20 protein-coding genes are annotated in these 25707 nt (G+C 60.7%); 15 read left to right on the forward strand and 5 right to left on the reverse strand.

The window, feature by feature from the left end:
• The first annotated feature begins 288 nt into the window (after window positions 1-288).
• The 7 genes from ABTV29_RS10395 (at window position 289) to ABTV29_RS10425 (ending at window position 11481) form a co-directional block, all read left to right on the forward strand.
• Window positions 289-939, forward strand: coding sequence for a GNAT family N-acetyltransferase (locus ABTV29_RS10395; RefSeq protein WP_433769984.1), 651 nt, complete (start codon window positions 289-291; stop codon window positions 937-939).
• Between the two features lie 77 nt (window positions 940-1016).
• Window positions 1017-2744, forward strand: a complete 1728-nt coding sequence (locus ABTV29_RS10400; RefSeq protein ID WP_433769985.1) for an autotransporter assembly complex protein TamA — start codon at window positions 1017-1019, stop codon at window positions 2742-2744.
• Window positions 2741-6415: a translocation/assembly module TamB domain-containing protein gene (locus ABTV29_RS10405; protein ID WP_433769986.1), complete on the forward strand. Its 3675-nt coding sequence runs from the start codon at window positions 2741-2743 to the stop codon at window positions 6413-6415. The genes ABTV29_RS10400 and ABTV29_RS10405 overlap by 4 nt, the downstream gene beginning before the upstream one ends.
• A 220-nt stretch (window positions 6416-6635) precedes the next feature.
• Window positions 6636-7118 (forward strand): MarR family winged helix-turn-helix transcriptional regulator, encoded by a 483-nt coding sequence (locus ABTV29_RS10410; RefSeq protein WP_433769987.1) that lies wholly within the window; start codon window positions 6636-6638, stop codon window positions 7116-7118.
• Window positions 7108-8580 carry an efflux transporter outer membrane subunit gene (locus tag ABTV29_RS10415; protein WP_433769988.1) on the forward strand — a complete coding sequence of 491 codons (1473 nt, stop codon included), beginning with the start codon at window positions 7108-7110 and terminating at the stop codon, window positions 8578-8580. The genes ABTV29_RS10410 and ABTV29_RS10415 overlap by 11 nt, the downstream gene beginning before the upstream one ends.
• Before the next feature lie 15 nt (window positions 8581-8595).
• A complete protein-coding gene (locus tag ABTV29_RS10420; RefSeq protein WP_433769989.1) occupies window positions 8596-9810 on the forward strand; it encodes an efflux RND transporter periplasmic adaptor subunit in 1215 nt (404 codons plus the stop codon).
• Between the two features lie 138 nt (window positions 9811-9948).
• A complete protein-coding gene (locus ABTV29_RS10425) occupies window positions 9949-11481 on the forward strand; it encodes a DHA2 family efflux MFS transporter permease subunit (protein WP_433769990.1) in 1533 nt (510 codons plus the stop codon).
• Between the two features lie 130 nt (window positions 11482-11611).
• Here the strand turns inward: ABTV29_RS10425 and lpxH are convergent, their stop codons facing one another.
• Both lpxH and ABTV29_RS10435 read right to left on the reverse strand, forming a co-directional pair.
• The gene (lpxH, locus tag ABTV29_RS10430; RefSeq protein ID WP_433769991.1) at window positions 11612-12364 is read right to left on the reverse strand and encodes a UDP-2,3-diacylglucosamine diphosphatase; all 753 of its coding nucleotides are present in this window, start codon (window positions 12362-12364) and stop codon (window positions 11612-11614) included.
• Window positions 12361-12864 (reverse strand): peptidylprolyl isomerase, encoded by a 504-nt coding sequence (locus ABTV29_RS10435; protein ID WP_085718299.1) that lies wholly within the window; start codon window positions 12862-12864, stop codon window positions 12361-12363. The genes lpxH and ABTV29_RS10435 overlap by 4 nt, the downstream gene beginning before the upstream one ends.
• Before the next feature lie 248 nt (window positions 12865-13112).
• On the opposite strand from ABTV29_RS10435, the gene ABTV29_RS10440 reads away from it, so the two are divergent.
• Together ABTV29_RS10440 and cysS are read left to right on the forward strand one after the other, a co-directional pair.
• Window positions 13113-14810, forward strand: a complete 1698-nt coding sequence (locus tag ABTV29_RS10440) for a glutamine--tRNA ligase/YqeY domain fusion protein (RefSeq protein ID WP_433769992.1) — start codon at window positions 13113-13115, stop codon at window positions 14808-14810.
• Window positions 14811-14830: 20 nt separating this feature from the next.
• Window positions 14831-16213, forward strand: coding sequence for a cysteine--tRNA ligase (gene cysS / locus ABTV29_RS10445; RefSeq protein ID WP_433769993.1), 1383 nt, complete (start codon window positions 14831-14833; stop codon window positions 16211-16213).
• Between the two features lie 132 nt (window positions 16214-16345).
• Here cysS and ABTV29_RS10450 read toward each other — a convergent pair whose 3' ends face one another.
• The gene (locus ABTV29_RS10450; protein ID WP_433769994.1) at window positions 16346-18196 is read right to left on the reverse strand and encodes a sigma-54-dependent Fis family transcriptional regulator; all 1851 of its coding nucleotides are present in this window, start codon (window positions 18194-18196) and stop codon (window positions 16346-16348) included.
• Between the two features lie 365 nt (window positions 18197-18561).
• On the opposite strand from ABTV29_RS10450, the gene ABTV29_RS10455 reads away from it, so the two are divergent.
• The 6 genes from ABTV29_RS10455 to ABTV29_RS10480 are packed head-to-tail and all read left to right on the forward strand — an operon-like array spanning window position 18562 to window position 24518.
• Window positions 18562-19656 (forward strand): ABC transporter ATP-binding protein, encoded by a 1095-nt coding sequence (locus tag ABTV29_RS10455; RefSeq protein WP_433769995.1) that lies wholly within the window; start codon window positions 18562-18564, stop codon window positions 19654-19656.
• Window positions 19656-20771 carry an ABC transporter ATP-binding protein gene (locus tag ABTV29_RS10460; RefSeq protein WP_433769996.1) on the forward strand — a complete coding sequence of 372 codons (1116 nt, stop codon included), beginning with the start codon at window positions 19656-19658 and terminating at the stop codon, window positions 20769-20771. The genes ABTV29_RS10455 and ABTV29_RS10460 overlap by 1 nt, the downstream gene beginning before the upstream one ends.
• On the forward strand, window positions 20768-21634 hold the full coding sequence (locus tag ABTV29_RS10465) for a carbohydrate ABC transporter permease (protein ID WP_175377395.1): 867 nt from the start codon (window positions 20768-20770) through the stop codon (window positions 21632-21634). Before ABTV29_RS10460 ends, ABTV29_RS10465 begins: the two co-directional genes overlap by 4 nt.
• Before the next feature lie 10 nt (window positions 21635-21644).
• The gene (locus ABTV29_RS10470; RefSeq protein WP_175377394.1) at window positions 21645-22445 is read left to right on the forward strand and encodes a carbohydrate ABC transporter permease; all 801 of its coding nucleotides are present in this window, start codon (window positions 21645-21647) and stop codon (window positions 22443-22445) included.
• Between the two features lie 10 nt (window positions 22446-22455).
• Window positions 22456-22728 carry a DUF2160 domain-containing protein gene (locus tag ABTV29_RS10475; protein ID WP_433771821.1) on the forward strand — a complete coding sequence of 91 codons (273 nt, stop codon included), beginning with the start codon at window positions 22456-22458 and terminating at the stop codon, window positions 22726-22728.
• A gap of 47 nt (window positions 22729-22775) precedes the next feature.
• Window positions 22776-24518 (forward strand): ABC transporter substrate-binding protein, encoded by a 1743-nt coding sequence (locus tag ABTV29_RS10480; RefSeq protein WP_433769997.1) that lies wholly within the window; start codon window positions 22776-22778, stop codon window positions 24516-24518.
• A gap of 226 nt (window positions 24519-24744) precedes the next feature.
• Here the strand turns inward: ABTV29_RS10480 and ABTV29_RS10485 are convergent, their stop codons facing one another.
• Window positions 24745-25122 (reverse strand): type II toxin-antitoxin system VapC family toxin, encoded by a 378-nt coding sequence (locus ABTV29_RS10485; protein WP_433769998.1) that lies wholly within the window; start codon window positions 25120-25122, stop codon window positions 24745-24747.
• Window positions 25119-25550 (reverse strand): type II toxin-antitoxin system Phd/YefM family antitoxin, encoded by a 432-nt coding sequence (locus tag ABTV29_RS10490; RefSeq protein ID WP_433769999.1) that lies wholly within the window; start codon window positions 25548-25550, stop codon window positions 25119-25121. The genes ABTV29_RS10485 and ABTV29_RS10490 overlap by 4 nt, the downstream gene beginning before the upstream one ends.
• Window positions 25551-25707: the final 157 nt, after the last annotated feature.

The raw sequence follows: 25707 nt of genomic DNA on the forward strand, positions 1-25707 counted from the left end.
ATGCTAGCTGACCTGTAGGAATGGGGCCAGTGGTCAGTCAGATCTTCATCGACAGATCGGGCCTCATCGCGGGCAAGCCTTGCTCCCACAGGTAAAGCGAGACCGAGAACCTGTGGGAGCAAGGCTTGCCCGCGAAGAGGCCCGATCTGTCACAGCTGTATCGGCTGACAGAACCTGTTCCCACAATGAATGAGTCTGGTCTATACCTGTGGGGGAACTGTGTCGTCGCTCAATGCCTCTACCAACAAGAGCGCAGCCACTCGAGCTGTGCCGGGGAGATCAACCGTCATGCCCGAAACCTCCACCGCCATCGCCGATATCCACATGCTCGACAGCGGTTATTCCCGCGAAGCGCGTTCCTTGTTGTACCAGGCGTACCGGCATGAGCCGACATTCAGTTACCTGTTCGAAGCCGAACGCCCGGGCTATGAACAGCGGGTGCGGGCCACGGTGCGGGAACTGGTCACCCAGCACTTTCTGCAGGACTTGCCGGCGATCGGCCTGCTGCTCAACGACCGCCTGATCGGCATCGCCCTGATCGCACCACCGCAACGCCGTCTCGGTATCACTGAAAGCTGGGCCTGGCGTCTGCGCATGGTGCTCAGCACCGGTTTCCGTTGCACCCGTCGATACCTCGAATATCACGAGGCGGTCGCCGCCTGTGCGCCGTCCGACTCGGTGCACGTCCTGCCATTGCTGGGGATTCATCCGCAATTTCAGGGCAAGCATTTTGGCGAACAGCTTTTGCAGGCGGTGCATAACTGGTGCGCGGTGGATGAAAGCTCTCAAGGAGTGATGCTTGATACCGGCGATCCGCGCTATCTCGAGTTTTACAAGCGCCAGGGCTATGAGGAAATTGGCGAGGTGGCGGTAGGGCCTGTGCGCGAACACGTGTTTTTCCACCCCAACCCTCAGGTGGTCCAGAGCGCGACGGCCTGAACGCGAACTTTCCGGGCACGCAAGGCTCTATCACGCTCCCATGATCATGATCCACGCACGTGATAGCATCCGCGCCTATGAAGTTTCCAGGAAGAATTACCAGTGGCGTGCTCCTGCTGATCAGCAGTTGCACGGCACTGGCCCAAAGTGAATTGGATGTGCGGATCAAACCGTCCAACGATGCACTCAAAGCCAATATAGAAGGCTATATCGGCAGTCTCGGCGATCGTGATGAAGAAGCCCTCTTGCGCTTCAGTCGCGGCGCCGAAGAACAGGCGCGCAAGGCCGCCCAGGCCCTGGGTTATTACCAGCCGCAGATCGACAGCACCGTCACCGGCGGCAAAACCCCGCACCTGATACTCAATATCGAGCCCGGCGAGCCGGTGCATCTGCGTAATGTCACCATCCGCATCGACGGCCCGGCGGCCTCGCTCAAATCCTTTCGTGTGCCCAAGAGCCATGCACTGAAAACCGGCGCCGTGCTCAACCATGGCCAATACGATGACGCCAAGCGGCTGATCCAGAACCAGGCCTCGCGCTTCGGCTTTTTCAGCGGTCGCTTCACCCGCTCGAAACTGTCTGTCGACCCGCGGGCGGGTGTGGCCGACATCGAACTGATCTACGACAGCGGCCCGCGTTATTCCATGGGCAAGGTCAGTTTCGAAGGTGACACACCCTTCGACGAAGACCTGCTGCAACGCATGGTGCCGTTCAAGGCCGGTACGCCCTACGACTCCGAACTGATCGCCGAACTCAACCAGGCACTGCAATCGAGCGGTTATTTCGAGGGCGTGCGGGTCGATGCCGCGCCCACGGCGGCGAAAAACGAGGTGATCCCGGTGGAGGTCAAGCTTGAGACCCGCAAGCCGCGGACCATGGGCCTGGGGCTTGGCTATTCCACCGACGTCGGTCCGCGGGTCAAGGCCAACTGGACCCGGCACTGGGTCAACCCCCAGGGGCACAGCTATGGTTGGGAGACCGAAATCTCGGCACCCCGGCAGAACGTCGGGGTGTTCTACGACATCCCGCTGGACCCGCCGCTGACCGACAAGCTGCGTTTCGCCGGTGGTTACCAGAACGAGGAAATCGCCGACAAGGACAGCCTCAGCAAGCTGCTGACCCTGGGCCCAGAGTGGCACAGCAAATTGCCCAGCGGCTGGCAGCGCGTGGTGTCGCTCAAGTGGCAGCGCGAGGAATACCGGCTTGGCGATGACTCCGGGCTCAGCACCTTGCTGATGCCGGGGGTGAGTTACTCCTACCTCAAAAGTGACAACCGCATCGACCCGCACAACGGCTATCGCCTGGCCTTCGAAACCAAAGTGGCCAAGGAAGGTTTGGGCTCGGACAGCAACGTGCTGTGGGGAACAGCGCTGGTCAAAGGCCTGACCACGGTGTTCGACAAGCACCGTTTCCTCGGTCGGGTGCAGGTTGGCGGCAGTGCCACCAACGGCTTCAACTCGATACCGCCTTCGCTGCGCTTCTTCGCCGGTGGCGACCAGAGCGTGCGCGGCTACGACTATCAGAGCCTGTCCCCGGAGAACAATCAGGGCGACCGCATCGGCGGCCGCTACATGGTGGCCGGCAGTGCCGAGTACCAATACTCGGTCGCCGAGAAATGGCGGGTCGCGACCTTCGTCGACCAGGGCAACTCTTTCAATAATCTCGAATTGCCGAGCCTCAAGACCGGTGTCGGTATCGGCGTGCGCTGGGTGTCGCCGGTGGGGCCGATCCGCCTCGACCTGGCCCACGCGCTGGACGACGATGGCGGTATCCGATTGCACTTTTCCATGGGGCCTGAATTGTGAAGCGTGGTTTGAAGATAACGCTGCTGGCCATCCTGACGTTGGTGCTGCTGGTGGTCCTGACCCTGGCCACAGTACTGGGTACGGCGACGGGCAGCCGCTGGGCGCTCGGGTTTGTGCCGGGACTGACGCTGGACAATTTCCAAGGTCGTTTGGGTGGACAGTGGAGCGCAGACCATGTGCTCTGGCAGCAGGACGCCAGCAGGGTCGAGTTGAACAAGGTGATCTTCGCCTGGTCGCCGTTGTGCCTGACGCGCATGACCCTGTGCATCGAACAATTGAAGGCCGATCAGGTCAGCCTGCAGTTTCCGCCTGGTGCCGAAGAGGAAAGCAGCGGGCCGATCAGCCTTCCGGATTTACAGCTGCCCGTGGCGCTCGAATTGGGTGATGTCCAGGTCGGCAGCCTGCTGTTCAACGGCAGCGAACAACTCAAGGGCCTGCAACTGGCGGCGCACTGGACGACCAGCGGCTTGCAGATCGACTCGGTGAGCCTGCAACGCGATGAGCTGAGCCTGAATCTGTCCGGCCTGCTGCAACCCACCGGCAACTGGCCGCTCAAGGCCGAAGGCAAACTGACCCTGCCAGCACCCGGCACCGAGCCCTGGACGCTGGCCCTGAAAGTCGACGGCGATCTACTGAAAACCCTGAACCTGAAGGCCGACAGCAACGGTTACCTGAACGGCCAACTGACCGGCGAGCTGCAAGCCCTGGCAGAAAACCTGCCAGCCAAAGTGCGCATCACCGCTGATGGCTTCAAGCCAGACGCGGATCTGCCGGACACCTTGCAATTCAATCAGCTGGTACTCACCGGTGAAGGTGACCTGAAAAACGGTTACCAGTTGCTCGGTAACGCGACGCTGCCCGCCGAACAAGGCCCGGTAGCGCTGGCGCTACAAGGAAAGGTGGACGCCAATGGCGCGCAGATCGCCGCGCTGGACCTGACGGCCAGCGACAAGCAAAGCCTCAAACTCACCGGGCAGCTGGACTGGAGCAAGGGTTTGAGCGCAGAGGCGAAAGTCGACTGGCTGGATTTCCCCTGGCACCGTCTCTATCCGTTGATCGACGAGCCTGAAGTGACTTTGCGCACCTTCAAGGGCGAAGTCTCCTACACCGACGGTAAATACCTCGGTCATTTCGACGCCGCGGCGGACGGCCCGGCCGGGGCCTTCAGCCTGAGCAGCCCGTTCGCCGGCGACCTGACGAAAATCTACCTGCAACAGGTTCAACTGATTGCCGGGCAGGGCAAGGCCGAAGGGCACCTGAACCTGCAATTCGCCGATGGCATTGCCTGGGACACCGCGCTGGACCTGTCGGCGATCAACCCGGCGTACTGGGTTGCCGAATTGCCGGGCACCCTCGCCGGACCCTTGCGCAGCAAGGGCGAGATGAAGAATGAGAAACTCAGCCTCACCGCTGACCTGGATCTGAAAGGCAAGCTGCGGGGCCAGCCGGCCGTGCTGCAAGCCAAGGCCGATGGCGGCGGGGAGCAGTGGAACCTGAATGCACTGCAAATCCGCCTTGGCGACAACAGCATCAATGGCAAGGGCAGCCTGCAACAGAAGCTCGCCGGGCAGATCGATATCAAGCTGCCGCGCCTGGCTCAGCTCTGGCCGCAACTGCGCGGCCAGATCAATGGTCGGGTTGATGTCGCCGGCACGCTCAAGGCGCCACAGGGCAAGCTTGATCTGCAAGGCTCGCAACTGGCGTTCGCCGACAATCGCCTGCAAAGCCTGAACCTGGACGCCAATCTCGACAGTGCGCAACGGGCGAAAATCGAGCTCAAGGGCAGCGGTATCCAGACCGGCGACACTTCGCTGGGCACCCTGACCGCCAGTGGCCAGGGCGACATCAAGAACCAGAAACTCAACCTCGACCTGCAAGGGCCGAAGCTGAAACTGGCTCTGGGGCTTGACGGTGCACTGGACAAGGGCAACTGGCGCGGGCGCCTGGCCAGCGGCGATATCCAGGCCGGCGGCCAGGACTGGAAGCTGCAAGGCCCGGCCAAATTGGAGCGGCTGGCGGACGGCAAAATCAACTTCGGCGCCCATTGCTGGATGTCCGGCGCGGCCAGCCTGTGTGGCGAGGATCAGCGCCTGATGCCTGAACCGAAGCTGCGTTATCACCTCAAGCAATTCCCCATCGACAGCCTTGCCCAGTGGCTTCCCAAGGATTTCGCCTGGCAGGGCCGGCTCAATGCCGACGTGCAACTGGACGTGCCGGCCAGCGGTCCGAACGGCCAGATCAGCGTCGACGCCAGCGGCGGCACCCTGCGGATCAAGGAAAAGGACCAGTGGCTGGACTTCCCGTACCAGACCCTGAACCTCACCAGCAAACTCACGCCTAAGCGGATCGACACCACCCTCAATTTCGTCGGTGGCAAGCTCGGCGAGTTGATGGTGCAGGCACAGATCAACCCGCTGCCGAAAAACAAACCCCTGACCGGTTCATTCCGTCTGACGGGCCTGGACCTGTCGGTGGCGCGTCCCTTCGTGCCCATGGTCGAGAAAATCAGCGGGCGCCTGAACGGCAGCGGCACGATTGCAGGCACGCTGCTGGCGCCGCAGGTCAACGGCAATCTGCTGCTCAGCGACGGCGAAGTGTCCGGGCCTGAGTTGCCGATGGAGATTCAAGCCTTGCAGTTGCGGGCGGTGATCGCCGGCGAGACCGTGCAGCTCAACGGCGACTGGAAAAGCGGCAAGACCGGGCAGGGCAGTCTCAACGGCGATATCGCATGGGGCCAGGCGCTGGCCATGAATCTGGCACTCAAGGGGTCGCAGTTGCCGGTCACCGTCGAGCCCTACGCCAAGCTCGAAGTGGCGCCGGACCTGAAAATCTCGATCAAGGACGACAAATTGGCCGTCGCCGGCAAAGTGCATGTGCCCAAGGGCAACATCACCATTCGCGAGTTGCCGCCGTCGACGGTCAAGGTCTCCGATGACACGGTGATCGTCGGCCAGCAGACCGAGGAGGGTAAGCCACCGATGGCCACGGTCATGGACATCGATGTGGTGGTGGGCGAGGACAAACTGGCCTTCGCCGGGTTTGGCCTGACGGCAAACCTGCAAGGCCATGTGCACATCGGCGACAACCTCGACACCCGAGGCGAGCTGTGGCTCAACGACGGGCGTTACCGCGCCTACGGCCAGCGCCTGACCGTGCGTCGCGCGCGCCTGCTGTTCGCCGGTCCCATCGACCAGCCGTACCTCGATATCGAAGCCATTCGCCAGACCGACGACGTGATTGCCGGCATTCGCTTGAGCGGCAGTGCCGAGCAGCCGACCACGCAGATATTCTCCGAACCGGCCATGAGCCAAGAGCAGGCGTTGTCCTACCTGGTGCTGGGCCGTCCGCTGAGCAGCAACGGCGAGGACAACAACATGCTCGCCCAGGCGGCACTCGGCCTGGGCCTGATGGGCAGTTCCGGGGTAACCGGCGGGCTGGCGAAGAATCTCGGCATCGAGGACTTCCAGCTCGATACCCAGGGCAGCGGCAACACCACCAGCGTGGTCGCCAGCGGCAATCTTTCCGAGAAGCTCAGCTTGCGTTATGGCGTGGGCGTGTTCGAACCGGCCAACACCATCGCCTTGCGCTACAAGCTGAGCAAAAAGGTCTACCTCGAAGCCGCGGGCGGCGTGGCCAGTTCGCTGGACATCTTCTACAAGCGGGATTTCTAGATCCCGTTTCCTCTCTAAACCGCATCGCCTCAATCGCGAGCAGGCTCGCTCCCACAGGGATCTCACTGGACCTTGTGGGAGCGAGCCAGTGCGGTCGCATAAAACCCGACACCGTTGGTCAACTATTTAGCAAGCAACCTAACTATTACGTTGACATTGGCTGCCTAGGCAGTAACATCTCGACATACATTCCCTGCCTAGGCAGTTAATTGGTGATCAGATGAAGCATTTCACCCCGGACAACTTCCACAATTGCCATCTCGGTCTATTGCTCGGACGCGCCGCGCTGCTCAAGGACCGGATTCTCGACACGCACATGGAACCCCACGGCATCACCGCCGCGCAGTTCAAGGTGTTGATCATCATGGCCCAGTTCGGTGTCGATTCCCCGGGCGAGCTGTGCCGGCACCTGTCCCTGGACAGCGGCTCAATGACCCGCATGCTCGATCGTCTGGAACAGAAAGGTTTCCTCGCTCGCCAGCGCTCCGAGGCGGACCGCCGCCAGGTGCGACTGGTGCTCACGCAGGAGGGCCAGCAGTTGGCCGATCGCCTGCCGCACATCGGTGCCGACGCCATGAACGAACTGGCGGGGGCGGTGACGCCCGAAGAACTGAAAACCCTGGAACAGATCCTGAAGAAAATCCTGGTGGCAGCCGGTGACTCGATCACCCTGCTGCGGGTAGGTGGTAACGATGAACAGTAAGACCTTGCGCAGCGGATTGAGCCTGGTGCTGTTGGCCATGACCCTGGCCGGTTGCGCCAATTACAGCGGCCTGAACACCGAAGGCGTGAGCCTCGATGCGAAAAGCCTCAAGGCCGGGCAATCCCTCAACGGCGTAACCCTGTCGCCGGCGGCCTGGCCGAAAAGCGACTGGTGGAAAAGCCTCGGCGATCCGCAGCTCGACGGACTGATCCGTGAAGCTCTGCACGACAGCCCGGACATGCAAATTGCCGACGCCCGTGCCCATCAGGCCACTGCTGCTGCGTCCGCCGCCGATGCCGAACGGATGCCAACCCTCGATGCCAGCGCCGGTATCAGCCGTTCGCGACTGGCCCGGGATCAGGATCCGAGCGGCCAGGGCGGCCGTTACGCGACGTTGCGCAGCCTCGGCGCAAACTTCAATTACAACTTCGATCTCTGGGGTGGTCAGCGTGACGCCTGGGAAGCCGCGTTGGGCGAAGCCCGCGCCGCTGAGGTCGACCGGCAGGCCGCGCAATTGACCCTGTCCGCCGACGTGGCCCGCGCCTACAGCGATCTGGGCCAGGCGTACATCGTCCATGACCTGTCGGCCGAGGACCTCAAGCGCACCCGGCAAATGCTCGATTTGAGCAAGCGTCGCCTGGGTGCCGGGATCGACAGTCAGTATCAGTTCCAGCAGACCGAAAGCCTGGAAGCCACCTCGCAAGCCAACCTGATCGACGCCGAAAAGCGCCTGAACAGCGCGAAAATCGCGTTGGCCGTGTTGCTTGGCAAGGGGCCGGACCGCGGCAATGAAATCGCCCGGCCGCAAATCCTCAAGGCCAGCGCCGTGGCCTTGCCGTCGGTACTGCCGGCCGAGTTGCTCGGTCGGCGTCCGGACCTGGTGGCCGCGCGCTGGCGAGTCGAGGCGGCGAGCAAGAACATCGACGCCGGCAAGACCCGCTTCTATCCCAACTTGAACCTCAGTGCCGCTGCCGGTGCCGAATCCTTGTTGGGCGACGCGATGTTCGGTTCGGCGAGCCGCTTCTTCAACATCGCCCCGACCATTTCCGTACCGATATTCGACGGGGGCCGCCTGCGCGCCGACCTCGATTCGCGCGACGCCGACTATGACCTGGCGGTGGCGCAGTACAACAAAAGCCTGGTCAGGGCGCTGGGGGATGTGAGTGACAGCATCAACCAGTTGAGTGACATCGGCCGGCAGATCGCTGCTCAGCAGCACGCCACCGACATCGCGCAAGAGTCTTACAACACCGTGGTCCAGCGGTACGGTTCCGGCATCGGTAACTACCTGGACGTGCTCAGCATCGAGCAGCAATTGCTCCAGGCCCAGCGTCAGCTGGCTGACCTGAATGCCGAGCAGATCGACCTGTCGATCCAACTGATGCAGGCGCTGGGTGGCGGTTTTCAGCCCGAGGCCATCGCGGCCTCGACCGCAGCCGCTCCAGCCACGCTGACTCACTAATTCAAGGTATTTGCCATGGCCACTGCCGATACAACCCCAAACGAAACAACCCCAGCTGAGACAAGCCAGCGCAATCCCAACGCGGGCAAGCGCAAGTTCATGCTGTTGATCCTCGCCGTCGCGGTCGCGTTGAGCGGCGCGGGTGTCTGGGCTTATCACGAGTTTTATGGTCGTTGGAGCGAAAGCACCGACGACGCCTACGTCAACGGCAACGTGGTGGAAATCACCCCGCTGGTCACCGGTACGGTGGTGAGTATCGGCGCCGATGATGGCGATCTGGTGCAGGAAGGCCAGGTGCTGGTGAACTTCGACCCCAACGATGCCGAGATCGGCCTGCAAAATGCCCAGGCCACGCTGGCGCGCACGGTGCGTCAGGTACGCGGTCTGTACAGCAACGTTGATGGCATGAAGGCCCAGGTCAATGCGCAGCAGGCTGAAGTGCAGAAGGCCCAGGAGAACTTCAACCGGCGGAAAAACCTTGCCGCCGGCGGGGCGATTTCCCAGGAAGAACTGTCCCACGCCCGTGACGACCTGACCTCGGCTCAAAACGCCCTGGCCAACGCCCAGCAGAAACTCAAGACCACCAGCGCACTGGTGGACGATACCGTGGTTTCTTCGCATCCGGACGTGATGGCCGCCGCCGCGCAGTTGCGCCAGGCCTACCTGAACAATGCTCGCAGCACCTTGATCGCGCCGGTCACCGGTTACGTGGCCAAGCGCACCGTGCAACTCGGTCAGCGGGTGCAGCCGGGCACTGCGCTGATGGCGGTGATCCCGCTGGATCAGCTGTGGATCGACGCCAACTTCAAGGAAACCCAGCTGCGTGACATGCGCATCGGCCAGCCGGTGGAGATCGAAACCGACCTCTATGGCAGCAGCGTGAAATACAGCGGCACCATCGACAGCCTCGGCGCCGGTACCGGCAGCGCGTTTGCCTTGCTGCCGGCGCAGAACGCCACCGGCAACTGGATCAAGATCGTGCAGCGGGTGCCGGTGCGGGTTCACGTGGATGCCCGGGAGCTGGCCAAACACCCACTTCGGGTCGGCCTGTCGACCGTGGTGAATGTGGACCTGCATGACCAGAGCGGCCCGGTGCTGGCGCAACAACCGCCACAAAAGGCGTCGTTCAGCACCAGCATCTATGACCGTCAGCTGGCCGAGGCAGACGCCATGATCACGCAACTGATCCACGACAACAGCGCTTCGGTCAGCAAGACCGCGAACCGCTGATAACAGCCCTGTGGGAGCGAGCCTGCTCGCGATAGCGGACTGACATTCAATATCAATGTCGACTGAACTGACGCAATCGCGAGCAGGCTCGCTCCCACAGAGGGCTAGCTGCGATTGTCTGGTTTCATAGGAATTGCGATGAGCAATAACGCGTCATTCAGCCCGCCCAGCCTGGTGCTCAGCACCATCGGCCTGTCGCTGGCGACCTTCATGCAGGTGCTCGACACCACCATCGCCAACGTGGCGTTGCCGACGATTTCCGGCAACCTGGGCGTGAGTGCGGAGCAGGGCACCTGGGTCATCACCTCGTTTGCGGTGAGCAACGCCATCGCCTTGCCATTGACCGGCTGGCTCAGCCGGCGCTTCGGCGAGGTGAAGCTGTTTGTCTGGGCCACGCTGCTGTTCGTGCTCGCGTCGTTTCTGTGCGGGGTTTCCACCTCGATGCCGGAGCTGGTGGGCTTCCGGGTCCTGCAAGGGGTGGTGGCGGGGCCGTTGTACCCGATGACCCAGACCCTGTTGATTGCGGTCTATCCGCCGGCGAAACGGGGGATGGCCCTGGCGCTGCTGGCGATGGTAACGGTGGTGGCGCCGATTGCCGGGCCGATCCTCGGTGGCTGGATCACCGACAGCTACAGCTGGCCGTGGATCTTCTTCATCAACGTGCCGATCGGGCTGTTTGCCGCCTGGGTAGTGACGCAGCAGATGAAGAAAAGGCCGGTGGTGACCAGCCGCCAGCCCATGGATTACGTCGGCTTGATCGCGTTGGTCATCGGCGTCGGCGCCTTGCAGATCGTCCTCGATAAAGGCAACGACGCGGACTGGTTCGAATCGAGCTTCATCATTATTGGTTCGGTGATTTCCGTGGTCGCCCTGGCGTTCTTCGTGATCTGGGAAATGACCGACGAGCACCCGGTGGTGAATCTGCGGCTGTTTGCCCACCGCAACTTCCGCTACGGCACCATCGTGTTGATCCTGGGCTACGCCGGGTTCTTCGGGATCAACCTGATCCTGCCGCAGTGGTTGCAGACACGTTTGGGCTACACCGCGACCTGGGCCGGTTTCGCCGTGGCGCCGCTGGGCATTCTGCCGGTGCTGCTGTCGCCGTTCGTCGGCAAATACGCCCCGCGCTTCGACATGCGGGTGCTGGCGGGCGGGGCGTTCCTGGCCATCGGTCTGAGTTGCTTCATGCGCGCCGGCTTCACCAATGAAGTGGACTTCCAGCACATCGCTTTGGTGCAGCTGTTCATGGGTATTGGCGTAGCGCTGTTCTTCATGCCGACCCTGACCATCCTGCTGTCGGATTTGCCTCCGCACCAGATTGCCGACGGTTCGGGCCTGGCCACGTTCCTGCGGACCCTGGGCGGCAGCTTCGCGGCCTCGCTGACCACCTGGATCTGGATCCGCCGCGCCGACCAGCACCACGCCTACCTGACCGAAAGCATCACCCCGTTCGACCCGGCCACCCGCGAGGCGTTGACGCATCTGGGCGGGGCAGGGGCCAAGGCCTATACGCAGATGGAGCAGATGGTGGTCAGCCAGGCGTACATCATGTCCACGGTGGACTACTTCACCTTGTTGGGCTGGATGTTCATGGGCCTGATATTGATCGTGTGGCTGGCCAAGCCGCCGTTTACCGCGAAGGCCGGGCCTGCGGCGTCTGCCGGCCACTAAGCCAAACACTGTCCCCTGTAGGAGCGAGCATGCTCGCGATGAACCTGAGAACGACGCGGAGTATCAGGCCCCAAGCGTAATCGTTGACGTCCATCGCGAGCATGCTCGCTCCTACAGGGGGGGGTGAGTGTTAGAGGGTGGGCGCAGCCAATTGCGGCGGCGGGGCGAAATCAAACGGCGCCAGCGCAAACCCCTGCTCATCCACCTGCAACGCCCAACCCTGGCGATCCCAATCCCCCAGCACAATGCGTCGTGCCGCCTGGTCGCCAAGCTGCAACTTGTGGATGGCGGGCCGATGGGTATGGCCGTGGATCAGTGTTTTGACCCCGTATTGCTGCATGATCCGCGGAATTTCCTCCGGCGTGACATCGACGATGTCATTGGCCTTCATCCGCGTTTGCGCCCGGCTTTCACTGCGTAGCTTGCGCGCCAGTTTATGCCGCGTGCCCAGCGGCAGATGGCGCAGGATGAACAGGGTGACGGGGTTGCGCAGGTAGCGCCGCAGCTTCATATAGGCTTCGTCGCGGGTGCACAGGCTGTCGCCGTGCATCAACAGCACCGGCTCGCCGTTGAATTGCACGACACTCGGATCCTTCAGCAGGGTGCAGCCGGCCTGTTTGCAGAAGGCCTGGCCGAGCATGAAGTCGCGATTGCCGTGCATCAGAAAGATGGCCGTGCCGCTGTCGCTCAATTCGCGCAGGGCCTGGCAGATGGAGCGCTGGAAGGGCGTCATGGCGTCGTCGCCGATCCATGCCTCGAAGAAGTCGCCGAGAATGTACAAGGCACTCGCCGAGCGGGCGCGTCCGGCGAGCAAATCCAGAAACGCCCGGGTAATGTCCGGGCGCTCCTCTTCCAGATGCAAGTCTGAAATCAGCAATATCACTCAATGATCTCGGCTTTCTCGATGATCACGTCGTCTGCTGGTACGTCCTGGTGGCCGGCCTTGGAAGTGGTGGCCACGCCTTTGATCTTGTCGACAACGTCGGTGCCTGCGGTCACTTTACCGAATACCGCGTAGCCCCAGCCTTGAACGTTCTTGCCGCTGTGGTTCAGGAAGCTGTTGTCGGTCACGTTGATGAAGAACTGCGCCGAAGCCGAATGCGGCTCCATGGTGCGGGCCATGGCGATGGTGTATTTGTCGTTGGAAAGACCGTTGTCGGCTTCGTTCTGGATGCTTGGACGCTTGTCTTTCTTTTCTTTCATGCCTGGCTCGAAACCGCCGCCCTGGATCATGAAGTTACCGATGACACGGTGGAAAATGGTGTTTTCGTAGTGACCGGCTTTGACGTACTCGACGAAGTTGGCCACGGTGATCGGGGCTTTTTCGGCGTTCAGTTCCAGAACGATTTCGCCAAAGTTGGTAGTCAGTTTGACTTGGGTCATGATCGGTACTCTTTATAGGGAATTCGTGGGTATTGGAACATTTCGCTCCGCTACCGGTTCAGCCTGATCGGCCAAGGTGCGCAGTTTAGCGTGACAGGCGCGAATTTCGAGGCTGTTTTTTCTTTTGCCGCCGATTAAATGCGACCGATTGCCAGGCACGCTCTGTCAGGTACTTGACGGCATCGGCTATGATAGCGGCTTTGTTTTGTCCGGCCTCCACCCAGGCCACGCACTTCGCCAAGGATTCTATGAGCAAGCCCACTGTCGACCCTACCTCGAATGCCAAGACCGGCCCTGCCGTGCCGGTCAATTTCCTGCGGCCGATCATCCAGGCGGACCTGGACTCGGGTAAGCACACGCAGATCGTCACTCGTTTCCCGCCTGAGCCCAACGGTTACCTGCACATCGGCCATGCCAAGTCGATCTGCGTGAACTTCGGCCTGGCCCAGGAGTTCGGCGGCGTCACGCACCTGCGTTTCGACGACACCAACCCGGCCAAGGAAGACCAGGAATACATCGACGCGATCGAAAGCGACGTCAAGTGGCTGGGCTTCCAGTGGGCCGGCGAAGTGCGCTATGCCTCGCAATACTTCGACCAGTTGCACGACTGGGCGGTCGAGCTGATCAAGGCCGGCAAGGCCTATGTCGACGACCTGACCCCCGAGCAGGCCAAGGAATACCGTGGCAGCCTGACCGAGCCTGGCAAGAACAGCCCGTTCCGCGACCGTTCGGTCGAAGAGAACCTGGACTGGTTCGCCCGCATGCGCGCCGGCGAGTTCCCGGACGGCGCACGCGTGCTGCGGGCGAAGATCGACATGGCTTCGCCGAACATGAACATGCGCGACCCGATCCTGTATCGCATCCGTCACGCCCACCACCACCAGACCGGTGACAAGTGGTGCATCTACCCGAACTACGACTTCACCCACGGTCAGTCGGACGCCATCGAAGGCATCACCCACTCGATCTGCACCCTGGAGTTCGAAGGCCACCGTCCGCTGTACGACTGGTTCCTCGACAACCTGTCGGTGCCGGCGCATCCGCGCCAGTACGAGTTCAGCCGCCTGAACCTGAACTACACCATCACCAGCAAGCGCAAGCTCAAGCAGCTGGTCGATGAAAAGCACGTCAACGGCTGGGACGATCCGCGCATGTCCACGCTGTCGGGCTTCCGCCGCCGTGGCTACACGCCAAAATCGATCCGCAACTTCTGCGAGATGATCGGCACCAACCGTTCCGACGGCGTGGTCGACTTCGGCATGCTCGAGTTCAGCATCCGTGACGACCTCGACCAGAGCGCACCGCGCGCCATGTGCGTGCTTCGTCCGCTGAAAGTCGTGATTACCAACTATCCGGAAGGCCAGGTCGAAAACCTCGAACTGCCGTGCCACCCGAAAGAAGACATGGGCGTTCGCGTCCTGCCGTTCGCCCGCGAGATCTACATCGACCGTGAAGACTTCATGGAAGAGCCGCCGAAGGGCTACAAGCGCCTGGAACCGGCCGGTGAAGTGCGCCTGCGCGGCAGCTACGTGATCCGTGCCGACGAAGCGATCAAGGACGCCGATGGCAACATCGTCGAACTGCGTTGCTCCTACGATCCGGACACCCTGGGCAAGAACCCTGAAGGCCGCAAGGTCAAGGGCGTAATCCACTGGGTACCGGCCGCAGCCAGCGTCGAGTGCGAAGTGCGCCTGTACGACCGTCTGTTCCGCTCCGCCAACCCGGAGAAGGCCGAAGACGGCGCCAGCTTCCTGGACAACATCAACCCTGATTCGCTGCAGGTACTCACCGGTTGTCGTGCCGAGCCTTCGCTGGGCAACGCACAGCCGGAAGACCGTTTCCAGTTCGAACGCGAAGGTTACTTCGTCGCGGATATCAAGGACTCGAAACCGGGCGCCCCGGTATTCAACCGTACCGTGACCCTGCGTGATTCGTGGGGCCAGTGATTCAGCGTCAAGGAAATAACGTGCTTACGATCTACAACACGCTCACCAAGAGCAAAGAAGTCTTCAAGCCGCTCGATGGCAACAAGGTGCGCATGTACGTGTGCGGGATGACCGTGTACGACTACTGCCACCTGGGCCACGGCCGCAGCATGGTCGCCTTCGACCTGGTGACCCGCTGGCTGCGGTTCAGCGGCTACGACCTGACTTATGTGCGCAACATCACCGACATTGACGACAAGATCATCAACCGGGCCAACGAGAACGGCGAGTCGTTCGAAGCCTTGACCGAGCGCATGATCGCGGCGATGCACGAAGATGAAGCGCGCCTGAACATCAAGAAGCCGGACATGGAGCCGCGTGCCACGGACCACATCCCCGGCATGCACGCGATGATCCAGACTCTGATCGACAAGGGTTACGCCTACGCCCCGGGCAATGGCGACGTGTACTACCGCGTCGGCAAGTTCATGGGCTACGGCAAGCTGTCGCGCAAGAAGATCGAAGATTTGCGCATCGGCGCCCGCATCGAAGTCGACGAGTCCAAGCAGGACCCGCTGGACTTCGTATTGTGGAAAGCCGCCAAGCCGGGCGAACCGAGCTGGGAATCGCCGTGGGGCGCCGGGCGTCCGGGCTGGCACATCGAATGCTCGGTGATGTCGACCTGCTGCCTGGGCGAGACTTTCGACATCCATGGCGGCGGCAGTGACCTGGAGTTCCCGCACCACGAAAACGAAATTGCCCAGAGCGAAGCGGCCACCGGCAAGACCTACGCCAACGCGTGGATGCATTGCGGCATGATCCGGATCAACGGCGAGAAGATGTCCAAGTCCTTGAACAACTTCTTCACCATCCGCGACGTGCTCGACAAGTACCACCCGGAAGTCGTGCGTTACCTGCTGGTGTCGAGCCACTACCGCAGCGCCATCAACTATTCGGAAGACAACCTCAAGGACGCCAAGGGCGCCCTGGAGCGTTTCTACCACGCGTTGAAAGGCCTGCCGAACGTGGCCCCGGCTGGCGGCGAAGCCTTCGTCGAGCGTTTCACCCAGGTGATGAACGACGACTTCGGCACGCCGGAAGCCTGCGCGGTACTGTTCGAGATGGTGCGTGAGATCAACCGTCTGCGCGAGACCGATCTCGCGGCGGCGGCCGGTCTGGCGGCGCGCTTGAAGGAACTGGCCGGTGTGCTGGGTGTGTTGCAGCTCGAAGCCGAAGACTTCCTGCAGGCCGGTGCCGAAGGGCGCGTGGATGCGGCTGAAGTCGAGGCGCTGATCCAGGCTCGCCTGACTGCCCGCGCCAACAAGGATTGGGCCGAGTCCGACCGCATCCGCGACCAGCTCACCGCCATGGGCGTGGTGCTGGAAGATGGCAAGGGCGGCACGACCTGGCGTCTGGCTGACTGATTGCTGTGTTAGCTGCAAACAAAACCCGCCTTGTGCGGGTTTTGTTTTGAAGATCAAAAGATCGCAGCCTTCGGCAGCTCCTACATTGGCAAGGCGTACACCCTGTAGGAGCTGCCGAAGGCTGCGATCTTTTTATCCCTCTGACTGGCGCAACCGCTTGTACAGGGTATTGCGACTAACCCCCAACCGCCGCGCCAGATGGGATATGTTCCCCCCCACCGCCTGCAACTGCCGATTCAGATCCTCGGCATCATCCAGATCCACCGCCAACGGTTCCGGCGTCTCCACCGGTTCCATCTCCAGATCGACAAAAAAATCATCCGGCAAATGCTCCGGCCGCACCGGTTGTTCCTCGGCCATGGCCAGCGCCACCTGCATCACGCTGCTGACCTGTCGCAAATTCCCCGGCCACGGATGGCGGTCGAACAGCTCCAGTACCTCACGGCTCAAACCGGCCCACTGGCTGGTCTCGCGGTGTTGTTCCCACAAACGCTTGAACAGCGCTTGTTTGTCACTGCGCTCGCGCAACGGCGGCAATTCCAGGGTCAGGCCGCCGATGCGGTAGTACAAGTCTTCGCGGAAGCGCCCCAACTGCACCTGCTCGCGCAACGAACGGTTGGTCGCGGAAATGATGCGGATGTCCACCGGGAACAACTCGCTGCTGCCCACCGGCTGCACGCAACGCTCCTGCAATACGCGCAGCAATCGGGCCTGGGTCGGCAGCGGCATGTCGCCGATTTCGTCGAGGAACAGCGTGCCTTTGTCGGCCTTGCGGATCAGGCCGATGCTGCCTTTCTGGTTGGCGCCGGTGAACGCGCCTTTTTCGTAGCCGAACAGCTCTGACTCCACCAGTTCGGCGGGGATCGCCGCACAGTTGACGGCGATCAGCAACTGTTTGTTGCGAGAGCTGGCCTGATGCAGGGCCTTGACGAAGACTTCCTTGCCGACCCCGGTTTCCCCATGGATCAGCAACGGAATGTCCTTCTCCAGCAGACGCTCAGCCTGACGCACGGCCTTTTCCACGCGGCTGTCGCCAAAGTGCAGGGTGCTGAGGCTGATGGTGGCCGGCGCCGCCGCGACGGGTTCGGCGTTTTTGCTTTCAACAAACAACCTGGGCTGAATCGATGCCTGCTTCGGCCGTTTCAGCAGGCACTGAAAACGATTGCGCCCCGAGGCCTGGAGCGAGAAGGGCAGGCCTTCGGGTTGATTGAGCAGTTCCAGCAACGACACCTTGAACAGGCTCTCGACACTGACCCGAGACAAACGTACACCCAGCAGATTATCGGCGCGGCGATTGGCGGACAGCACCTGGCCACTCTCGTCGAATATCAGTAACCCGGCCCACTGACTGTCGAGGTTGTTCAGGCCGGTGTTGAACGTCAGTTGGAAATGCTGGCCGTGGAACAGGTTGAGGATCAGCCGGTTTTCCACGGTCTGGCTCATCATCTTGACCATGCCCAAGGTGTGCGATGGCGGCAGGTAACTGTCGCTGGACACATCCAGCACGGCGATGACCTTGCGCTCGGCATCGAAGATCGGCGCGGCGGAGCCGGTCATGAAACGGTTGGCCTTGAGAAAGTGTTCATCGTGTTCGATGTGCACCGCCTGCTCGCAAGCCAGTGCGGTGCCGATGGCGTTGGTGCCGCTGCAACGCTCCATCCAGCTGGCGCCGGCGCTGAACCCCCGGGCCAGGCCAGGCTCGATAAAGCGCTGGGTGCCCCAGGACGTCAGCACCTGGCCCTGATTGTCGGCGAGCATGATCAGGCAATTGGAATTGCTCAGGATGTTCTCGTAGTACGGCAGCACTTCCTGGTGGGTGGTCTGCACCAGTGAATGCTGGCTTTCCAGCAAATGCGCGATGTCGGCGGCCGGCAATTGATCGAACGCCGGAGTGCTTTGATGGCTCAGGCCGAACGCACGGCAACGGGACCAGGAGTCCTGGATGATGGCGTCGTGGGATAACGCGGGGGCAGGTGCGGCCATGGCAGTTGATCTCTGAACCAGCTCTTTTTGTTTTTATTTTTTTCATTCGCGGCGAAACAACACCTGTAGGAGCTGCCGAAGGCTGCGATCTTTTGATTTTTTGAAACAAGATCAAAAGATCGCAGCCTTCAGCAGCTCCTACAAGGGGCGCGAACAGTTCATAGATTGTTGTTCACTAATGTTCATTGTCAATCGCCGGGGTGTTCAATTGTTCAGTCTCGATTGTTCATTTGTGTTCAGCATCGAAAGCGAACAGCGCTCAGTTTTCAATAATCTTCATGTTTATCAATGACATGTGATTTCTGGCACGAATGTCGCTTTATTGCTCCGGTCGCTTGACTCCAAAAAATAAAAAAGGCCGAGCCATGTCATTAACCCTGGAGCATGTCAGCCGCACCGTCGAGGGCCAGACCTGGATTGACGATGCGTGCCTGCGTTTCGAACCTGGATCCTTCAACGTTTTGCTTGGGCGCACGCTGTCCGGCAAAACCAGTCTCATGCGTCTGATGGCCGGGCTGGACAAGCCTGACAGCGGTCGCATCCTGATGAATGGCGTCGACGTCACGCAACGCCCGGTGCGTTTGCGCAACGTATCGATGGTGTATCAGCAGTTCATCAATTACCCGACCATGACCGTCTTCGACAACATCGCCTCGCCGCTGCGCCAGGCCGGTGTGTCCAACGAGCAGATCCAGAGCAAGGTGCTGGAAACCGCGAAGATGTTGCGCATCGAGAAATTCCTCAAGCGCTATCCCCTTGAACTCTCCGGCGGCCAGCAACAGCGCACGGCCATGGCCCGGGCGCTGGTCAAGGATGCCGAGCTGATCCTGTTCGACGAGCCGCTGGTCAACCTCGACTACAAATTGCGTGAAGAGCTGCGCCAGGAAATGCGCGAGCTGTTCAAGGCTCGCCATACCATCGCCATTTACGCGACCACCGAACCCAACGAAGCCCTGGCTCTGGGAGGCACCACCACCATTCTTCACGAAGGGCGGGTGATTCAGAGCGGCCAGTCTTCCGAGGTCTATCACCAACCGCAGACCGTGTTGGCGGCCGAGCTGTTTTCCGAGCCGCCGATCAACCTGATGCCAGGCCGTATCGCCGGCAACGAAGTGAGTTTCGCCAATTTCGTGCACTTCCCGTTGAACGTCGATCTGCGTCCGGTGGGTGAGGGCGAATTTCGCTTCGGTGTGCGCCCCAGCCATATCTCGCTGGTGCCGAGCAATGACGATGACCTCGAATTGGCGGTAACCGTCGAAGTCGCCGAAATCAGCGGCTCGGAAACCTTCCTGCACGTGCGCAACGAGCATTTCCTGCTGGTGCTGCACCTGCCCGGGGTTCACGAATACGACGTCGATGCGCCGATCCGCATCTATATCCCGACCCATAAACTGTTTGTGTTCGATACGCAGGGGCGCCTGGTCCAGGCGCCGGGCCGGCGTGTCGCGAGGGTTGCCTGATGGCCGAAATCCGTTTGCAGAACCTCGCCCACAGCTACACCAAAACGCCGAACGGCCCTGAGGATTACGCGATCCGCGAGATGGACCATATCTGGGAGCAGGGTGGCGCCTACGCCTTGCTCGGCCCCTCGGGCTGTGGCAAGTCGACCTTGCTCAATATCATTTCCGGGTTGCTCAGCCCGTCCCAGGGGCATGTGCTGTTCGATGGCAAGGCGGTCAACGACCTGACGCCGGAGAAGCGCAACATCGCCCAGGTTTTCCAGTTTCCGGTGGTCTACGACACCATGACGGTGTTCGACAACCTGGCCTTTCCGTTGCGTAACCAGGGCATGGCCGAAGCGAAAATTCACACCAAGGTGCAGGAAATCGCCGAAGTCCTCGACCTGCAGAACCTGCTGAACAAAAAGGCCCGCAACCTCACCGCCGACGAAAAACAGAAAGTCTCCATGGGCCGCGGTCTGGTGCGCGATGACGTGTCGGCGATCCTGTTCGACGAACCGCTGACGGTGATCGACCCGCACCTGAAGTGGAAGCTGCGACGCAAGCTCAAGCAGATCCACGAGCAGTTCAACATCACCATGGTCTACGTCACCCACGATCAGCTGGAGGCCTCGACCTTCGCCGACAAGATCGCGGTGATGTATGGCGGGCAGATCGTGCAGTTCGGTACGCCACGGGAACTGTTCGAGCGGCCGAGTCATACCTTCGTCGGGTATTTCATCGGCAGCCCCGGCATGAACCTGATCGACGTACAGCCGCAACCGGGTGGCGTCGGCTTCGCCTCGACCCATTTGCCGCTGTCCGAAGCCATGCAGAAGCGCATCGCCGAGACCTCCTGGCAAACCCTGAAGGTCGGCATTCGCCCGGAGTTCGTCCACGTGTGGGAAGAACCGTTCGATGACGCACTGCGGGCAAAAGTCGTACACGTCGAAGACCTCGGTACCTACAAGATCATGACCCTGAACCTCGACGGCGTGCCGTTGAAGGTACGCCTGGCCGAAGACAAGCCGGTGCCCGAAGGCACGGCCTATATCAGTTTTCCGGCGCAGTGGCTGATGGTCTATGCCGACGAATTCTTGCTGGAGCCACAGGCCATGGGAGAGGTGCAGCCATGAACAAGGTGCAGAACAACAAGGCCTGGTGGCTGGTGTTGCCAGTGTTCCTGCTGGTGGCATTCAGTGCGGTGATCCCGATGATGACCGTGGTCAACTATTCGGTGCAGGACATCTTCGATCAGTCCAGCCGCTACTTCGTCGGTGCCGACTGGTACAAGCAGGTGCTGCTCGACCCGCGCCTGCATGATTCGCTGCTGCGTCAGTTCATCTATTCGGCTTGCGTGCTGCTGATCGAAATCCCCCTCGGGATCGCAATCGCCCTGACCATGCCGACCAAGGGGCGCTGGTCGTCGGTGGTGCTGATCGTGCTGGCGATTCCGCTGCTGATTCCGTGGAACGTGGTGGGCACTATCTGGCAGATCTTCGGGCGTGCCGACATCGGCCTGCTCGGTTCGGCCCTCAACGCCATGGGCATCAGCTACAACTATGCGGCCAATACCATGGACGCCTGGGTCACCGTACTGGTGATGGACGTCTGGCACTGGACTTCGCTGGTGGCGCTGCTGTGCTTCTCCGGCCTGCGGGCGATTCCGGACGTGTACTACCAGGCGGCACGCATCGACCGGGCCTCGGCCTGGGCGGTGTTCCGGCACATCCAGCTGCCCAAGCTCAAGAGCGTGTTGCTGATCGCGGTGATGCTGCGCTTCATGGACAGCTTCATGATCTACACCGAACCGTTCGTGCTGACGGGCGGCGGACCGGGCAATGCCACGACCTTCCTCAGCCAGACCCTGACACAGATGGCGGTAGGACAGTTCGACCTGGGGCCGGCGGCTGCGTTTTCGCTGGTGTATTTCCTGATCATCCTGTTGGTGTCCTGGCTGTTCTACACAGCCATGACTCACTCTGACGCCAACCGTTGAGGCCCGCGCCATGAGCAAGAGAAAGCTGATTCCATTGCTGCTGTACATTCTGTTTGTGCTGGTGCCGATCTACTGGCTGCTGAACATGTCCTTCAAGAGCAACACCGAAATCCTCGGCGGCCTGACGCTTTTCCCACAGGATTTCACCCTGGCCAACTACAAGGTGATCTTCACCGATCCGAGCTGGTACACCGGTTACATCAACTCGGCCTACTACGTGACCCTGAACACGATCATCTCCCTGACCGTGGCGTTGCCGGCGGCCTATGCGTTTTCGCGCTATCGCTTCCTGGGTGACAAGCACCTGTTCTTCTGGCTGCTGACCAACCGTATGGCGCCGCCGGCAGTGTTCCTGCTGCCGTTCTTCCAGCTGTATTCCTCGATTGGCCTGTTCGACACCCACATCGCGGTGGCGTTGGCCCATTGCCTGTTCAACGTGCCGTTGGCGGTGTGGATTCTGGAGGGCTTCATGTCCGGTGTTCCCAAGGAAATCGACGAAACGGCCTACATCGACGGCTACAGTTTTCCGAAGTTCTTCGTGAAGATTTTCATCCCCCTGATCGGCTCCGGCATCGGCGTGACGGCATTTTTCTGCTTCATGTTTTCCTGGGTCGAGCTGCTGCTGGCGCGAACCCTGACGTCGGTGAACGCCAAGCCGATCGCGGCGGTGATGACCCGTACGGTCTCGGCGTCCGGTATCGATTGGGGCGTGCTGGCGGCGGCGGGGGTATTGACCATCCTGCCGGGCATGCTGGTGATCTGGTTTGTTCGCAACCATGTGGCCAAGGGCTTTGCCCTGGGCCGGGTATGAGGAGCTGATGATGGAATGGATGAGCTGGACCGTCCCCACGGCGGCATTCTTCAGCGTGATCGCCGTGATCCTGGCGGTCATGACGACTTGGGAGTTGCGTTCGCCGAGCATTCTTCGGCGTGGTTTCTTGCCGATTGCCACCACCCGTGGCGATCGGTTGTTCATCGGTCTTCTCGGCAGCGCCTACCTGCATCTGCTGGTAATTGGCGTGACCGACTGGAGCATCTGGGTAGCGTTCGCGTTGTCCCTGGTGTGGCTGTTGGTGGTGATGCGTTGGGGCTAGTCGAATCGCTCGGCAATGTTGCTCCGAAAATTAAACAGGAGGTCTCTATGTTCGACAAAAACAATAAGCTGCGACATAGCATTTCATTGGCAGCCCTGCTGGCACTCAGCGGTTTGAGCGCTTCGGCCTGGGCCGACGCTTATGAAGAAGCTGCGAAGAAATGGATTGGAAGCGAATTCAAGCCGTCCACGCTGACGGCCGATCAACAGCTGGAAGAACTGAAGTGGTTCATCAAGGCGGCCGAGCCTTTCCGCGGGATGAACATCAAGGTGGTGTCGGAAACCATCGCGACTCACGAATACGAGTCCAAGGTGCTGGCCAAGGCTTTCAGCGAGATCACCGGGATCAAGCTGACCCACGACCTGCTGCAGGAAGGCGACGTGGTGGAAAAGCTGCAGACCGTGATGCAGTCGGACAAGAGCATCTATGACGGCTGGGTCAACGACTCGGACCTGATCGGTACGCACTTCCGCTACGGCAAGACCGAATCGATCACCGACCTGATGGCCAACGAAGGCAAGGACTTCACTTCGCCAACCCTGGATATCAAGGATTTCATCGGTATCTCGTTCACTACCGCACCGGACGGCAAGATCTATCAATTGCCTGACCAGCAGTTCGCCAACCTGTATTGGTTCCGCGCCGACTGGTTCGAGCGCCCGGAACTGAAAGCCAAGTTCAAGGAAAAGTACGGTTACGAGCTGGGTGTGCCGGTGAACTGGTCGGCCTATGAAGACATTGCCAAGTTCTTCAGCGAGGACGTCAAGGAAATCGACGGCAAGCGCGTCTACGGGCACATGGACTACGGCAAGAAAGACCCGTCCCTGGGCTGGCGCTTCACCGATGCCTGGTTCTCCATGGCCGGTGGCGGCGACAAGGGCATTCCCAACGGCTTGCCGGTGGACGAGTGGGGCATCCGGGTCGAGGATTGCCATCCGGTGGGTTCCAGTGTGACTCGCGGTGGCGACACCAACGGTCCGGCAGCAGTGTTCGCCACCACCAAATACGTGGACTGGCTGAAGAAGTACGCGCCGCCGGAAGCAGCGGGCATGACCTTCTCCGAATCCGGTCCGGTGCCGTCCCAGGGCAACATCGCCCAGCAGATCTTCTGGTACACCGCGTTCACGGCCGACATGACCAAGCCTGGCCTGGCGGTGATGAACGCCGATGGCACGCCGAAATGGCGCATGGCGCCTTCGCCACGCGGACCGTACTGGGAGGAGGGCATGAAGCTGGGGTATCAGGACGTGGGTTCCTGGACCTTCCTCAAGTCCACGCCTGAGAAGCAGAAACTCGCGGCCTGGCTGTACGCGCAGTTCGTGACCTCGAAAACCGTATCGCTGAAGAAAACCATCGTCGGCCTGACGCCAATCCGCGAGTCGGACATCAACTCGCAAGCGATGACCGACCTGGCGCCGAAACTCGGTGGCCTGGTGGAGTTCTACCGCAGCCCGGCCCGCGTGCAATGGACCCCGACCGGGACCAACGTGCCGGACTATCCACGTCTGGCGCAACTGTGGTGGAGCCACATCGCCGAAGCCGCCAGTGGCGAGAAAACTCCACAAGCAGCACTGGACGGGCTGGCCAAGGATCAGGACGCAATCATGTCCCGCCTGGAACGCTCGAAGGCCCAAGCCACCTGCGCCCCGAAAATGAACCCCGAGCGCGATGCGCAATACTGGTTCGACCAGCCGGGCGCTCCGAAACCAAAACTGGCCAACGAGAAGCCGAAAGGCGAGACCGTGGGCTACAACGAACTGCTGAAGTCGTGGGCGGAGGCGCGCAAGTAAAGCGCTGGACTGTGAAAGGCGAACGGCACCGGAAGGTGCCGTTTTTTTTGGTGTCTGTACCACCGTCTTCGCGGGCAAGCCCGCTCCCACAGTTGATCTGCGGCGAACCCGACATTTGTGTCTGATGCCGATCCATTGTGGGAGCGAGCCTGCTCGCGAAGATGGCATTCGGAACGACTAGGTTGTCTCGTCGAACAAACGTTCAGGTTTTACCGTAGCTGGAGAATCAAACCAAAACAGCCAAGTCCGTGTACTTGGCAATCAATGGGTCGGCGGTAAGTAGCTTCATGGGTTCTGTCATTGCGGTAGCAATGATGAGGCGATCAAATGGATCACGGTGATGATGTTCAAGGTCTTTCACGGCGATGGCATGTTCTGAGGTCACCGGCAGTTCGATGAACCCACTGTCGAGGCAATAACGGCGGATTTCTTCCAGATCAACATTGAGTTTTCCCAATCCGACCTTGATCGCCATCTCCCAGAATGTTGCCGCACTCACATAGATGTCGGCTGCGCTCTCAATGAGCTTCCTGGCTTTGCCGGACAATCTCGGATCGTCGCTGAGCGTCCACAGCAAAATATGTGTGTCGAGCAGTAGCCTCATGACTGGATACCCTCGAACGCATCGAGTACGTCGTCCGGCAGTGAGGCGTCAAAGTCTACAGGAAGCACCAGCTTGCCTTTCATCGCGCCGATGCGTTGCCCGCAAGGTTTTCCAACAGGAACCAGGCGAGCAAGGGCGCGACCATGTTTGGCAATTGTGATTACCTGGCCGGCGGCTGCGTCATCGACGAGTTTGGACAGATTGTTTTTTGCTTCGGCCAAAGGAACCACGATCATTTTATCTCTCCCATATTCTGGACAAATATAGCCAGAATTTATTAACGGGGCAAAGTTACGTAGCGCTTCAGTGCAGGAGAGTGGCAGTGCAGAGGGCTGTGCTTTATAGGGGAGTTGCATGACTTTACTTTGGCGTTCCGCCACCAAGGCATCAAAGCCCTCTATCAGTTCGGAAAAGCTGTCACGTTTCATTAGAACGTTCTCGTGTTGATTTAACTATCCAGATGTCATTCAAGATAAAACCTGGTGCTCAATGCTGGATGTAGGAGCGAACGGGTAATCACGCGAGAGCTTTCGGGAATTCTTGGAGGAGGGGAGAGCAGCAGTAACAAATCCCACAAAAACAAAA

The organism is Pseudomonas putida (assembly GCF_050989985.1).
Taxonomy (GTDB): Bacteria; Pseudomonadota; Gammaproteobacteria; order Pseudomonadales; family Pseudomonadaceae; genus Aquipseudomonas; species Aquipseudomonas putida_AI.